Annotated in this window: 11 protein-coding genes; 6 read left to right on the plus strand and 5 right to left on the minus strand. The window is 72.4% G+C overall.

The features are described 5' to 3' along the window. Window positions 1-3: 3 nt before the first annotated feature. The gene (locus ACQPY0_RS03470) at window positions 4-3882 is read right to left on the minus strand and encodes an HD domain-containing protein (RefSeq protein WP_432984477.1); all 3879 of its coding nucleotides are present in this window, start codon (window positions 3880-3882) and stop codon (window positions 4-6) included. Window positions 3883-4039: 157 nt separating this feature from the next. On the opposite strand from ACQPY0_RS03470, the gene ACQPY0_RS03475 reads away from it, so the two are divergent. From ACQPY0_RS03475 to ACQPY0_RS03485, 3 genes are all read left to right on the plus strand, one after another. Then, complete coding sequence (locus tag ACQPY0_RS03475; protein WP_432984480.1) at window positions 4040-5365, plus strand: ricin-type beta-trefoil lectin domain protein; 1326 nt, start codon at window positions 4040-4042, stop codon at window positions 5363-5365. A gap of 233 nt (window positions 5366-5598) precedes the next feature. Beyond that, the gene (locus ACQPY0_RS03480) at window positions 5599-6279 is read left to right on the plus strand and encodes a DUF6082 family protein (RefSeq protein WP_432984482.1); all 681 of its coding nucleotides are present in this window, start codon (window positions 5599-5601) and stop codon (window positions 6277-6279) included. Between the two features lie 132 nt (window positions 6280-6411). Continuing rightward, the gene (locus ACQPY0_RS03485; RefSeq protein ID WP_432984485.1) at window positions 6412-8364 is read left to right on the plus strand and encodes a hypothetical protein; all 1953 of its coding nucleotides are present in this window, start codon (window positions 6412-6414) and stop codon (window positions 8362-8364) included. Here ACQPY0_RS03485 and ACQPY0_RS03490 read toward each other — a convergent pair. Further along, on the minus strand, window positions 8361-8588 hold the full coding sequence (locus tag ACQPY0_RS03490) for a hypothetical protein (protein ID WP_432984488.1): 228 nt from the start codon (window positions 8586-8588) through the stop codon (window positions 8361-8363). The genes ACQPY0_RS03485 and ACQPY0_RS03490 overlap by 4 nt on opposite strands. Before the next feature lie 464 nt (window positions 8589-9052). Here ACQPY0_RS03490 and ACQPY0_RS03495 point away from each other — a divergent pair, with 464 nt between their 5' ends. After that, window positions 9053-9979 (plus strand): hypothetical protein, encoded by a 927-nt coding sequence (locus tag ACQPY0_RS03495; protein WP_432984491.1) that lies wholly within the window; start codon window positions 9053-9055, stop codon window positions 9977-9979. 9 nt (window positions 9980-9988) lie between these two features. Here ACQPY0_RS03495 and ACQPY0_RS03500 read toward each other — a convergent pair whose 3' ends face one another. Then, window positions 9989-10231 (minus strand): hypothetical protein, encoded by a 243-nt coding sequence (locus ACQPY0_RS03500; RefSeq protein ID WP_432984494.1) that lies wholly within the window; start codon window positions 10229-10231, stop codon window positions 9989-9991. Window positions 10232-10295: 64 nt separating this feature from the next. Then, window positions 10296-11252, minus strand: a complete 957-nt coding sequence (locus ACQPY0_RS03505) for a lactonase family protein (protein ID WP_432984497.1) — start codon at window positions 11250-11252, stop codon at window positions 10296-10298. A 134-nt stretch (window positions 11253-11386) separates the two neighbouring features. Here ACQPY0_RS03505 and ACQPY0_RS03510 point away from each other — a divergent pair, with 134 nt between their 5' ends. Both ACQPY0_RS03510 and ACQPY0_RS03515 read left to right on the plus strand, forming a co-directional pair. Further along, on the plus strand, window positions 11387-12382 hold the full coding sequence (locus ACQPY0_RS03510; protein WP_432984500.1) for a fatty acid desaturase family protein: 996 nt from the start codon (window positions 11387-11389) through the stop codon (window positions 12380-12382). Between the two features lie 10 nt (window positions 12383-12392). After that, on the plus strand, window positions 12393-12956 hold the full coding sequence (locus ACQPY0_RS03515; RefSeq protein ID WP_432984503.1) for a DUF1684 domain-containing protein: 564 nt from the start codon (window positions 12393-12395) through the stop codon (window positions 12954-12956). Between the two features lie 72 nt (window positions 12957-13028). On the opposite strand, the gene ACQPY0_RS03520 is transcribed toward ACQPY0_RS03515, so the two are convergent. Beyond that, complete coding sequence (locus tag ACQPY0_RS03520) at window positions 13029-13274, minus strand: hypothetical protein (protein WP_432984506.1); 246 nt, start codon at window positions 13272-13274, stop codon at window positions 13029-13031. Between the last annotated feature and the right edge of the window lie 574 nt (window positions 13275-13848).

Below are 13848 nucleotides of genomic sequence, written 5' to 3' on the forward strand. Positions count from 1 at the left end.
CTCCTACACACCCCCGGGGCGCAGCCGCGGCAGCCGCGAGTCGACGTCCGGCACCGAGTAGCCCAGCGCCCGCAGGCGGGTGCTGACCTCCTCGATCGGCTTGCGGATCTTCTGCGCCGCGGCCAGCAGGTGGTTGAGCGGCACCGGCTGCGAGGCGTCCAGCCACGGCCGGGAGCCGTCCAGGTCGGTGCTGGCCAGCAGCAGGTCGTTGGGCTTGACCGAGTCGACCGCGATGCTGCTGAGGTCCACGTCGACGGTGTACCCCAGCGTCTCCAGCCGCGCCGCGATCTCGTGCACCGGCCGGCGCACCCGGCGCGCGGCCTGCAGCAGGTGCGGCAGCGGCACCTGCTCGTCAAGATCCAGCCACGGCTGCGAGCCGTCCAGGTCGCGGCTGGTGATGAGCAGGTCGTCGGGCTCCACCTGGTCCAGCGACGGGCCGGCGCCGTGCAGGCTCACCGCGTATCCCAGGAACGTCAGGCGGGCGGCGATGTCGTGCACGCTGCGCCGGGTCCGCTGGGCCGCGCGCAGGATGCGGATCGTCGGCACCGGCTTCATCGGGTCGAGCCATGGGTCGGAGCCGTCGAGGTCCTCGCTGGTGATGGTCAGGTCATCGGGCTCGAGATGGTCGATGAGGATCGCGTCGGGGTCGATGTCGACGCGGTACCCGCACGCCGACAGCCGCGCCGCGACCTCCCGCACCTCGCGGCCGGTCGCCTCCGCGGCCCGCAGCAGGTGGATCAGCGGGACCGGCCGGGACGAGTCCAGCCACGGCTGCGAGCCGTCGAGGTCCCGGCTGGCCAGCTGCAGGTCCTCCGGCTCCAGCTTCACCACCTCGATCGCGTCGAGGTCGCCGCCGAGCCTGAAGCCGAACGAGCGCAGCCGCGCGATGACCTCGGCCACCGGGCGGGACGTGCGCTCGGCGGCGCGCAGGACGTGCACCGGCGCCACCTCCTCGGCCAGGTCCAGCCACGGCGAGGTGCTGTCCAGGTCGCGGGAGATGAGCACCAGGTCGTCGGGCTCGGTGGTCAGCGACTCCCAGCCGCTGTCGAGCGGGTAGCCCAGCAGCGCCAGCCGCGCCGCCGTCTCGTCCGCCGGCAGCCCGACCTTGTGCGCGGCGCGCAGCAGGTGCAGCAGCGTCACTGGCTCGCGCGGGTCCAGCCACGGGTGCGAGCCGTCCAGGTCGCGGCTGGCGATGGTGAGGTCCTTGGGGCCGAACTGCTCCAGCGGCAGCACCTCGACGTCGACGTCGACGTCGAAGCCCAGCCGGCGCAGCCGCGCCACGACCTGGTGGACCGTCCGGCCGCTGCGGTGCGCGGCCCGCAGGAGATGCACAAGGTGTACGGGCTGATCCGGCTGCAGCCACGGACGTGTCCCGTCCACGTCCCGGCTGGTGAAGATCAGGTCGTCGGGGTCGACGCCGACGGTGTCGGCGCCCACCGACGGCTCGTAGCCGAGCGTCTCCAGGCGCGCCGCGACCTCCGGCGCCGAGCGGCCGGTCTTGCGGGCCGCGCGGACCAGGTGCACCAGCGGCACGATGTCGACCGGGTCGAGCCACGGGCCGGTGCCGTCGACGTCGACGCTGAGCAGCAGCGCGTCGGACGGGCGGGAGCGCAGGGCCCGCTTCCAGTCCGGGCCGGGCTTGAGCACCTTGCGGTAGCGCCCGCCCGCGGCCAGCGCCGTGAGCCGCCACTCGACGAGCTCGTCCGGGCCGCCGACCGGGCCGTCGTTGGCGACGAAGCAGCCGGTCACCGCCGCGTCCACGATCTCGCCGTCCATCTCCCACTTGCCGTGCCCGCGTTCGATCGCCTGCTCGAAGATGAGGTCCGCGACCAGGGGACGCACGGGGGCGAGCCGGCACAGCCACTCGTAGCCCAGCAGGGCCGTGCCGGGGGCGGTCAGCGCCGGGACGGCCTCCCACAGGAGGCGGTCGACGTCGTCCTCGCGGTACGCCAAAATCTTCGTGCGATCGACGGACAGTCGCGGCGCGAGATCCCGGTTGAGGTTCACCACCGCCCCGAAGATCTCCTTGCCGGCGTAGAGCCCGTCGGCCAGCAGCGCGCCGTTGTTGCGGCACCACCAGACCCGCGAGCCCTCGGCCGCGACGACGACCGAGCCGACGCCCTCGTCCTCGTCCTCGTCGTCGCCGAGGTCGGCGGCCGCGGCGGAGAGCTCGCCCGGCGCCCACAGCTGGCTCTGCACGCCGTCGGTCGCCTCGGTGTCGAACTCGGCGACCCACAGCAGCTTGCGCAGCTCCTCGACGGCGCTGACGGTCACGCCCTCGCGCAGGTGCAGCCGGACCGTCGTGCCCGTCTCCGTGCCCGGCCCCAGGTCCTGGATGCGGAACAGGCTGCCGGGGCCGGCGATCGAGACCCGCAGCCGCTCGCCGGCCTGGCCGTCGCGGCCCATCCGGCACGTCTGCACGGTCAGCTCGTCGGCGAGCATGAAGTAGCTCAGTACGCCGATGCCGAAGCGGCTGTTGGGGAACAGCTGGACCGGCGGGTCGAGCCGCGCCCACTCGGCCTGCTCCTCCAGGAACTCCGGCAGGTCGGCCAGGCGCACGCCGGCCTGGGAGAAGACCTCGCTGAGCTCGCGCACGCCCATGCCGATGCCGTTGTCGGTGCAGTCGAGGTAGGCGCGGCCGTGCTCGTCCACGCCCTGCACGAACCGGATCCGCCCCTCCCACGGCAGTTCCCGGTCGCGGGCGCGGGTGAGGTACTCCGTACGGGCCTCGCGGTAGCGGCAGGCGTCGAGCGCGTTCTGGTACAGCTCGCGGATGGCCAGTGCCGGGTCGCCGTACAGCTGCTCGCCCATCAGCAGCTCGCGCACCCGGTCCTCGGCGAGGCGGAAGCGCACCCCCGCCGACTGGTAGGCCGGCACGCCGTCGCGCACCAGCGGCCCGACCTCGTCGGTGGCGGCCCGGTTCGGCAGGTGCCGCAGCGGCAGCAGCGTCTCGTCGCGCGCGGTCGCCCGCTGCGCCTCGGCCAGCAGCTGGTTGAGCGTGTCGATGTGCGCGCGCAGCGCCACCTCGATCGACGGGTGCGCGCAGGCGGCGCCGAGCACCAGCGTCGCGCCCCGTGCCTCCCAGCGCGAGTGGCGAACGGTGTTCCGGACCTGCTCGGCGGTCACCGGGTCGCCGATGCCGAGGTGCTCGCCGACGACCTCCGGCAGCACCGTCACCTCGACCGCCAGGCCGCGGGCGATCGCCAGCAGAAAGGCGACCAGCCGCTCCCGTACGTCATGATGCCGCGCCAGCAGCGACTCCGGCCGGTCGTGCCGGTTGAGGAACGCCGGGTCGGCACGGATCGCGCGCAGCAGCTCGGCCAGGCGCGGGTCCTCGGCCGCCCCGGTCAGCGCCGCGATCGTCGCGGGCTGGTAGGCCTGCGGGCGGCGGCCGATCCACCGGTGCAGCAGCCACCAGCCGAGCTCGGCCGCGGTCTCGCGGCGCCCGGCCCGGATCGCGGCCAGGGCCCGCCGGTGCGGCTGGGCATAGGTCTGCGTGAAGCGCTCGAACGCGGCCCGGTCGCTGGTGGCGTCCTGCGAGGGCTCCAGGTCGCCCGGCTGCACGGCACGCTCCTGCGCCGCCAGCGCGGCCCAGAGGGCATCGTGCAGCAGCGGCACGGTCACCAGCAGCACGGCCTCGGGGCCCGTGAACGTCACGTCGGCCGGCAGCAGGTCGACCAGCCGGGCCACCTGCCGCGACATCCGATCGCCGAAGTCGTCGTCCTGCCACGGGTCGTCGCCCAGCGTGGCCGCCGACCGGCCGCGCGCCGCGGCGAGTGAGCCCGCCAGTGCGACGGCTTGGTCACGGTGGGTCTGCGCATCCTCGACGCGACCCCAAACCGTATGCTGCCCCGCGATCGTTTCCCAGCCCGTTGGCGCCATGCGGGAAAACTTACCGGCCGACCGCAATGCACCGCGCGTAATACCGGCCGCTGACGGTCCGGATGTGACGCGCATCGGACTTCCGGCCGGTCGCGTTTGTAACTCAAGCAGGCTACGGTGCTCCGGGCGAATTCGGCCACCGGAGGGAGTTGACGGCATGTCCGTCGCTGGAGACGGGGAAAACGCGGTCGATTCGGGCGCGCTGCCGCCCGCGGCCGGCCACCCCGCCCACCATCGAGTCCCGCCGACGGCCGCCGCATCGGCAGGGGTCCTGCCGGCGCCGTTCAAGCCGGCGAAGCCGGTCATCCCGGCGATCCCGCACCAGCGGCGCCCCGACGGCCCCACCGCGGTCGCCACGGCCTCGATCCCGGTCGTCGAGCCCGCCGCCGAGGAGTCCGACCCCTCACCGGTCGCCACCCTGGCCGGCGAGGCCCGCGCGGACGCCGCCGACGAAACCCGCAACCTCGAGTTCATCGTCACGCTGCCCGGCACGGACAGCTACCCGGTCGTCACCAACGACCCCGAACTGGAGGCGCCGTCGAGGGAGCTCGAGGTCGCGTCCGAGGAGCCCGTCGAGACGGTCGAGGGCGAACTCCTCCCCGCCGGCGCCACGATCCCGCCCGACGACTCGCCCACGGTCGCCGATTACAAGGCCCCGGCGCTGGCGATCGTCACCGACTACGTCCACGAGGACGCCGAGGACTACCGCGGCAGCCGCCGCCGCGTGATGCCGTGGCGCCGCTACCCGGTCGGCGCGGTCGCCGTGGCCGTGCTCATCCTGCTCATCACCGGCGCGGTCGTCTTCCAGGCCGTCGACAACGACGGCCCCGGCGGCACGAGCGACGGCCTCCCGGGCCGCGTCCCGGGTGTCGACGGCCCGCGCGGCGCCGGCCCGGTCCCGGCCGGCGACCCGGGCAGTCCCTCCGCCGGGGAGGAAGAGTCCGAAACCGCGGCCGCGAACCCGGCGACGACCCACCCCCGCACCGCCACGACGGCCCCGTCGACCCAGCCGAGCGCGGTCGCGTCGGCCGCCCCGTCGGCCACCAAGGCCACCACGTCGCCGCCGCCTCCGCCCCCGCCCGCCCAGCCGACGACGGGCCGCCTGGTGGGCGCGCAGTCGCACAGGTGCATGGAGTATCTGGACGCTCGCAACAACTATCGCGTGATCATCGGCAACTGCGACTCCGGGAACAACCAGGTCTGGCGCGTGCAGGGCAATGCCACGACGGGCGCGACCCTGCTGTCCGACCGCGGCTGGTGCCTGGACGTGCAGAACGCGGGGACCGGCAACGGCAACGCGATCCAGGCGTACGGGTGCAACGGCACCGTCGCCCAGGTCTGGGTCCGCCGGGCCGACAACACCTGGATGAACCCGAACTCGAAACGCTGCCTGACCGCGGCCAACAACGGCACGGGAGCCGGCACCCCGATCGTGCTGTGGGACTGCACCGCCGCGCCCAGCCAGGTCTGGACGATGCAGTAAGGCATTGGCGCACAGCGCTTCGGAATGCACGTGCCGACGCCGTGTGAATCGTTTGGCCCCGGCCGATGCTGATGATATTGTGGCGTGCGGATGTACCGTTCCGGACTCATTCACGATTCATTCAGGTGAGAGTCCCGGAATAGAGTCTCCGCACACCTCGATTCGCGCCCATGATGGAACCTTGGTCGCCCGGCCCAGTGCCGGGCGAAGGCGTCCATTGAGGCGGGTGCGCGATGGACAGAACCCCCGCCGGCCGCTCCGCGCCGGTGCGTCTGCTGGTTCTCGCCGGCTTCGGCCTGGCCGCGCTGCTGGCGGCCGGAGTCCTGGGGCTGGCCAGCATCGGTGCGGCCGAACTGGCCACCGGAACGCAGGCGCCGCGGGGCTGGGACCAGCTCAGCGACGCCTTCTCCGTCGTCAACGGGATCTTCTCGGTCTTCGCCCTGATCGTCGTCGGCGCCACCCTGTGGGTGCAGTACAACGAGCTGCGGATGCAGCGTGCGGAACTGCGCATGCAGCGGGAGGCCGCCGAGCAGTCCCGGCACGAGCTGTTCCGCTCCTCCGAGGTGGCGATGCGGGAGTTGCATGTCCACCTGACGGAGCTGGCGATGAACGATCCGGATCTCGCCGAGGTGTGGGGCGGCTACGGTGACCCGATCGAGCCCCGTCGGCGAAAGCAGTTCTTCTTCGCGAATCTCATGTTGAACAACCTGAATCTGATCCATCGAATCGGCGATCGCGACGAGTCGTATGTCCGAGCGGCGGTGCGTGACGCTTTCACGAATCCGATCGTGCGGGAGTTCTGGGCGAGCGTGCGGGACTACCGGCGCGAGATCCGCCCGCCGGGATCGCCCGCCGGCGACTTCGACGCGCTCGTCGAGGACGTGTATCGCGAGGTCTGCGCGCGGCTGGGCTAGGCCGTGTCGCAAAGTCCGGTACAGCGATGGTACCGGGGGCCGTGTGGCCCTATATTGGTCGGTGTGGCGGCAGCGGGGTCGATACGGCGGCGTGGACCGAACCAGGCGGTGCCGTGGCGGTACGACGGTCCGGTGTCGGTGCTGCGGCTGCCGCTGGACGTGCATGACCCGGGGGTGCGGCGGCATGTGGAGCGGGTGTTCGCGGCGGTGTTCGGGGTACAACGGGCGGTGCAGCGTGACGCCCGCGCCAAGGTAGATGCGTACTGGGCGGCGCACCGCGTGCGGGCCGTCGCCGGGCCGGCTGTGGTCCGGGATCGGCTGGGGTTGACCCGGACCGGGTTGGAGCATGCCGCGTACCGGCATGTGGACCGTGCCCCGCACCTGCGCCGCTCCTGTACGAAAGCGGTGGCGATGCACGTCGCCGACAGCGTGTGGCAGGCCGTGGACCGGCACCTGTTCCCCGACGCGACCGGACGACGCCACGGCCCGCCGAAGGTCGGCGGCTGGTGGACGTTCAGCCGCATCCCGGGCCGGGCCCGTTCGCATACCAGGGCACGGAAGTGGGAGACGTTCCGCCTGGCCGGCACCCTGGCCGGGCATCAGGCGGTGTTCGACCGGGCCGGGCGGTTGTGGCAGCCACGGCGGATGCCCGCCGTCACCCCCACTGCCGGCGGCCGGCCGGTGCGGGCGTGGTGGGACCACGACGGCCCCCTCGCCGTCGTGCTGACCGGCACCGGCGCCCGGGACCTGGTCCTGCCGGTCCGCCTGCCGCAGGGACCCGGCCGTGAGCCGGTGCTGGAGCACTATCTCGCGGATCCGCGCCGCTGGCACAAGATCGACCTGGTCCGGTACCGCGACCCGGGGACGCCGGGTGGGTGGCGGTACCAGGCGCACCTGATGGTCCTCGGCCCCGGCTACACCTCCCCCACGGTCGCGGCGCGCCGCCAGACGGCCGCGGCCCTGCACCGGCGCGGCGGCGTCGACGTCAACGTGTCCAACCTCGCCGTCGTCTCCGTCCCGATCGCCGGTGGTGGTGACGGGGTGCGGGCCACACAGATCACGAAGACCGGCGCCGACGCCGACCGGCTCGCGGCGGAACGGTTGCGGCAGCGGCGGCGTAACCGCGCCCTGCAACGCTCCCGCCGCGCCACCAACCCCACCCAATACCGGCTCTCCGCCCGGCAGCAGCGGCGAGCCGACCGTCGCCGAACCGCCGGCCTGCCCCCGGTACAGGTAGCCGTGCCGGGCGGCGCCCGCATCGCCAACACGGCAGGTATCCCGGTGCAGGCCTACCGCCGCGACCAACTCTCCGCCAACTACCAGCGGCTACGCGCTCAGGCCGCCGCCGACGGCGCGGCCCATACCCAGGCCGGGCGCACCCGCGCCCGGATCGTCGCCGCCGGCATCGTCGCCACCCACGGCCCGAACCTGGTCGTCGAAGCCGGTGACCTGGGGGCGTGGGCGCGGCGGTGGGGTCGCGGCATCCACGCGTTCACCCCCGGCATCCTCCTGGCCGCCGTCGACCGGGAAGCCGCCAACGTTGCCGCCCTGGCCGGTGGTGGCGGGTTGGTCCGGGCCGGGACCCGGCACACCGCCTGGACCCAGCACTGCCTCTGCACCACACGCGTCCCCAAACACCTCCACCACCGCCGCCACACCTGCCCACAGTGTGGCCTGACCGGCGACCGGGACCTCGTCGCCGCCCTCGTCGGCGCGCACACCGTGCTGAGCGACCCGGCCGTGCCCGGCACCGCCCGGGTGGATTGGGTCGCCGCGCAGACCACCCTCGCCACCCACGGCGTGGATGCCATCAAGGAAGGGCTGCAAGGAGCCCTGCCTGAGTCAAGCGGACACCACCGCCCCGACCGGCACCCAACCAGTGCCCGGCCGCGGCGGCCGCAGCGCAGCACCAGCCATCCTGGATGGCTGGTGCCGGCGTGCTCGGCGAACTCCCGGAACGACGCCCTCGACAACCCCGGACCAGACCCGCACCCCAACATGCGGGACCACACCGGAACGACGAGACGCACAACCCGGACTGTTCCATCTCGCGGACACCAAACCCGAGTTTGCAACAGGCCTTAGAACTCAGGAATGTCGCGCTTGGCGTGCAGCAGTGTCTCGCGGCTGATGACCACGATCCGTTCGTAGTCAGCGACTCCGGCGTCTGCCGGCAGCCGGCCACGCAGTTCGGCGGTCATCTCGGTGCCGATGACCGCGAACCGGCCGTCGGCGAGCTCGAAGATGTCCGGGCACGTGGCCTCCTCGCGGGAGCCGCGTTCGCGGGGCGTGGAACCTAAGCGGCGCATGGCGTTCGAGCGCTCCATCCGTGGTGTTCAGCGCTGCGAGCGCGATGACGCGGCGAAGCTATCACACGACAAAACGGACAAATTTCCGGGGTCGGGGTTCAGGCCGGCGCGTTCGCGGGCTGGACGCGTTGCTGGAGGCGGGCGGCCGCCGCCGGCCCGCTATTGCTGAGGCGGTGGGCGCACGGCACGCAAGCACGTGGCGGGGACCTTGGCGATCCCCCGGCGGGCGGACACCCGAATTCCGCCCTGATCACGATGTGGTGACAAGTCGCCGACACTCGCTGTGGTGATCGACACGGACCGCGACGGCGACACGCCGTGCGACGCGCCGTTGAGCGGCGCATTCTTGCGTCGTCGTAACTATTCGTGTACGCGATTTCGTCGAATAGTCACCTTTCGATGGGGTGACCCGCCTGGCGGATCACGTCTACGCTGTAGCGACACGCACAGCCGGAGGTCCTGCCGTGGCCATTCACACCCCCGCCACGTTGGCGCAGACGACTCGTGACCTGCCGTGGACCCTCACCGGCGGCCGGGGAATCTTCGGACTCGACCCGGTCACCGGCGCGATCGTCCTGTGGCTCGGTCTGATGGCGCTCATCGTGCTCTTCATCCTGCTCGCGGCGTTCCTGTCGCGCTGGAGCCTGCATCGGATCAACCGCGCCGACCGCCTCGCCGCCGTCGAGGAGGCCCAGGCGAGCCTGAGCCCGGCCGAGCGGGCCCGGCTGCGCACCGAGGCCGGCGAGCTGATCCGCCAGGCCGCCGCGGCGGGCGCCGCGGCCAAGCGCGCCCAGCTGACCGTCGTCGAGGCCCGGGCCCACAGTGTGGCCGCCCAGACCGCCCGCGAGCAGGCATGGGTGACCTTCGACGTGGCTCAGAAGGCCTATCAGGATGCGCTGAAGGCGGCCGGCCAGGTCGTCGAGGCCCAGCCCGGCGCCGGCGAGGACGAGGACACCAAGCGCGAGGTGTCCCGCGCGGCCCTCGACGCCTTCAAGCGCGGCGACATCACGGTCGACGCGCTGGAGCAGGTCTTCAAGGGTGTCGCGGGCGCCGACCCGCTGCAGGAGCTCGCGGCCCGCGAGGTCGAGCTGCGCCGCACCGCCGAGAGCCGGGCCCGCCGGCTCTACGAGGCGGCCGCGGCGACGGAGCGCGCCGCGGTCAAGGCCGCCGACGTGGCCGTGGTCGCCGCTGCGGCGCTGGCCCACGAGGCGGCCGAGGTTGCCGAGGAGGCGGCCGAGCTGCGCGACACGCTCAACGCGGCCCGCCAGGCCGGCATCACGGCGTCGGCGCTGCAGCCGCGCGCCCGCGTCCCGCGCCAGCGGACCCGCAACTCCCGCTCCGAGGCCGCGCCCACGGACAAGGCGGCCCTGTCGGCCACCGAGGCCGCGTAAACCATCCGCTCAGGCCGTGTCCGAGAGCGGATCGGCCGCGGCCTCCTCGAAGCGCATCCCGGCCAGGGCCTCCTGAAGGCGGGGGAGATCCCGCTCGGCGAGCTGGAACGACGCGCGGCAGATCTTGTCGACCCATAGGGACACCACGACCGTGCCCCGCTGCGGATGGCACGTGACCCGCATCGAGCGGTCACCGCCGCGCCGATCCTCGAAAACGTCGCCCGACTTGGGCAGCGGAACCAGCTCACCCATGCGTTGATGGTGCGGCACTGAACGGTAGTTCAGCAAGCGTTCGAGCGCCGCACCATCCGCACAATCACTCAGCGACGGGGATCACCGCGCTCGGGGACGGGTGCTCGATGACGACCCGGGCCGGGTTCGGCACACCCGAATCCTGATCCAGCTCCAGCAGCGCGACCGTGTCGGAGTGCTGGTTCGCCACGCAGAGAGCGCCGCCGAGCACCACGAAGTGACGGGGCCAGGTGCCACCCGTCGAGACCTCGTCGATCGGCAGCAGGCCACCCGACTCGACCGCGAACGTCGTGATCGTGTCGTTGCCCCGGTTGGCGACATAGAGGCGGCGGCCGTCCGGGGACAGGGCCAGCTCGCTGGGCAGGTTGTCGCCGACCGGCTGGACGAGGCAGGACGGCTTCACGTCGAGCAGTTCGAAGCCGGACGTGTACGTCGCGACCGTCGAGGTCAGCTCGTTGGCGACGAACACGCGGCCGTCGGGGTGGAAGACCAGATGCCGCGGGCCGCTGCCCAGGGGCTGGACCGTCGTGGTGCGCAGATGCTCCAGGGTGCCCTCGGGGGAGACGCGATAGTGCACGATCGCGTCCATGCCGAGGTCGACGGCGTGCAGCATGGACCCGCGGGCCGTCACCTGATGCGCATGCGGGCCCTCCTGCCGATCCGGGTTGACGCTCGCGCCGACGTGCTGGGCCAGGTCGGTGCGGCGATCCAGCCCGCCGTCCGGGCGCAGCGCGAACGCCGCGACGCTGCCGGTGGCGTAGTTGGCCACGAACAACCGGTCGCCGGCCACCGCGACGTGACACGGCCCGCCTCCGCCGGTCGGCAACCTCCCGAGCGGCTCGCCGGCGCGGGTGAAGGCCGAGACCTGCCCGCCGTCGATCTCGGCGACCGCGTATCGCACCCCGGCCGGCCCCACGGCCAGAAAGGCCGGGGCGGGCGTGTGCACGGGCGGGGCGAGCGGCTTGAAGTCGTCGTCGTAGGTCGAATACTGGTCTGCGTAAGAGCCGATGAGCACTGGCACTCGACCAAGAGTAGGCTCCGCGGCGCGGCTGCGCAGCGGGGGCGCCCCACCCCTAGGGGTGGGGCCAGCCCCACCGTGATTCGCGGGGGCTGACGGGTTCGATCCGGCGTCCGCGAACCGGAACGCTGAACGGCATGACAGTTCTGGTCTCTGCGGAGCGAGCCACCGACTTCTCCGTCCTGTCCCAGCGGATCCGCGCGGCCGGGCTGCTCGAGCGCCGCCCCGGCTATTACGCCCTGCGGATCACCCTGGTCGTCGCGCTGTACGTCGGCGGCTGGGCCGGCGTCGCCATGACCCACAGCCTGTGGTTCGCCGCGGTGCTCGCGATCGCGTACGCCCAGGTCGCACTGGTCGCCCACGATCTCGCCCACAAGCAGGTGTTCCGCGGCCGCCGCTGGTCCGAGGCGCTGGGCCTGCTCGCGGGCAACGCCGGCATCGGCATGAGCTACGGCTGGTGGATGAACAAGCACACCCGCCACCACGCGAACCCCAACCACGAGGACCACGACCCCGACGTCGCACCCGACATCCTCGTGTGGTCCACGCGCCAGGCCGAGCGGGCGAGCGGGCCGGCCCGGCTGATCGGCGGCCACCAGGCCCTGCTGTTCTTCCCGCTGCTGCTCCTGGAAGGCTTCAACCTGCACGTGTCCAGCGCGCGGGCGCTCGGCACGGTGAAGCGCCGCGCCCTCGAGACATTTCTGCTGTACGGCCACTTCGCCGCCTACATCGCGGCCGCCTTCCTGCTCTTCTCGCCGGGCCAGGCGATCGCGTTCATCCTCATCCATCAAGCGCTCTTCGGGTTGTACCTCGGGATGACCTTCGCCCCCAACCACAAGGGCATGCCGGTGCTCACCGCCGAAGACGAGCTCGACTTCCTCCGCAAGCAGGTCCTCACCTCCCGCAACGTGCGCGGCGGCGTCTGGCTCGACGTCGTGCTCGGCGGCCTGAACTACCAGATCGAGCACCACCTGTTCCCGAACATGCCGACGCCGAACCTGCGCCGCGCCCAGCCGATCGTGCAGCGGTACTGCGCCGAGATCGGCGTGCCGTACCACTCCGCGACGTTCGTGAGCTCCTACGCCCAGGCCCTGCGCCACCTGCACGAGGCCGGCGCGCCGCTGCGGCGGTAACTTCGGCGGTGTGGACCATCTCGCACTCGCCGACTACCGGGCCCGGGTCGCCGCCATGTATCTGTCCGATGTGGACCTGGCGGGGTTCCGGGCCCGGCGCGACGCCCTGTTCGCCACCCACCCGCAGTCCGCGGCCCCGGGCCCGCTGCGCTACTTCCCGCCCACCGGCGAGTTCATCGCCACCGTCCCGCTCACCCCGGCCGAGGGCACCCTGGAGATCGCAACCGGCGGCCCGGACGGCGTGCTGCGCTACGAGCGAGCCGGCATCCTGGACACACCGTGGGGCCCGCTGACGCTGTTCTGGCTGGCGGCGTACGGCGGCGGCCTCTTCCTGCCTTTCCGCGACGGCACGAGCGGCACCGAGACATACGGCGCGGGCCGCTACCTGACCGACACCGTGAAGGGCACCCACGGCCGAGGCGTCGACCCACTACCGGACGGACGCGTACGTCTGGACTTCAATTACGCGTACAACCCATCCTGTGCATACAGGCCGTTGTATCAGTGTCCGCTCGCGCCGTGGGAAAACCGGCTTGAGACGGAGATCCGGGCCGGGGAGCTTTCGTACCACTGATTCGCGTGCCCTCCCCGACCAGGATGGGACCGTCAGCGGACCAACGATCGCGCGCCCGCCTGTTTCCGCTGGTCAGCGGTTTTTGTCGTACCTCTGTTCTAGGTTGTCTTCATGAGTGAGGTGCTGACCGGGATCGCTGATTCGGAGTGGCGTAGCCGGTTGGATGCGATGCTGGCTGAGCACCGCGGTCGTGTGGCTCGTCGTCGTGCGGTTCGTGCTGAGTTCGCTGAGGCTCGCCGTCGTGGTTTGGAGGCGCGTCATGCCGAGCGCCTGGCCCGTCTGGACGCCGAGGCTCGCACCGCCGAGATCACCGCCCACTGGGCCGAACAGGACGCCCGAGCCGCCCGCCGCCGTTCTCTGTCGACTCCGGCCAGCCGGAGCGGTCCGCCGGTCCAGCCCGACTCCCGCGGTCCGGTGACTCAATCCGACTCCCGCGGTCCGGCCGTCCATCCCAGTCCCCGTGGTCTATCGACTCAGTCCAGCCCGGGTGGTCTGTCGGTCCAGGCTGACTCCTGCGGTGCGGCCGTCCAGCCCAGTCGCCGTGGTCTGTCGGCTCAGTCCAGCCCGGGTGGTCCACCGGTCCAGCCCCGCTCCGGCGATCCGAGGCCGCAGCCCGACTCCCGCGGTCCGGTGACTCAATCCGACTCCCGCCGTCCGGCCATCCAGCCCAACCCCCGCTCCGATTCGTCCGCGCCCACCCCGCCCGGACCGTCTCGCCCTCGCGAACTTGCCACCCCACCGCCGCAGCCCCCGCCCGCGCCGACAGCTCGTACGCAGTCGCCGAGGCCACCGTCGCCGCCGGCGTCCCGTGCACCATCGCCAGAGCGTTCGCCGTCGCCGTGTCACCAGCCTGCACCGACGTCACCACACCCCCGACCGGTCCAGTCGCTGC

The organism is Dactylosporangium sp. CA-233914 (genome assembly GCF_050942935.1).
Lineage (GTDB): Bacteria > Actinomycetota > Actinomycetes > Mycobacteriales > Micromonosporaceae > Dactylosporangium.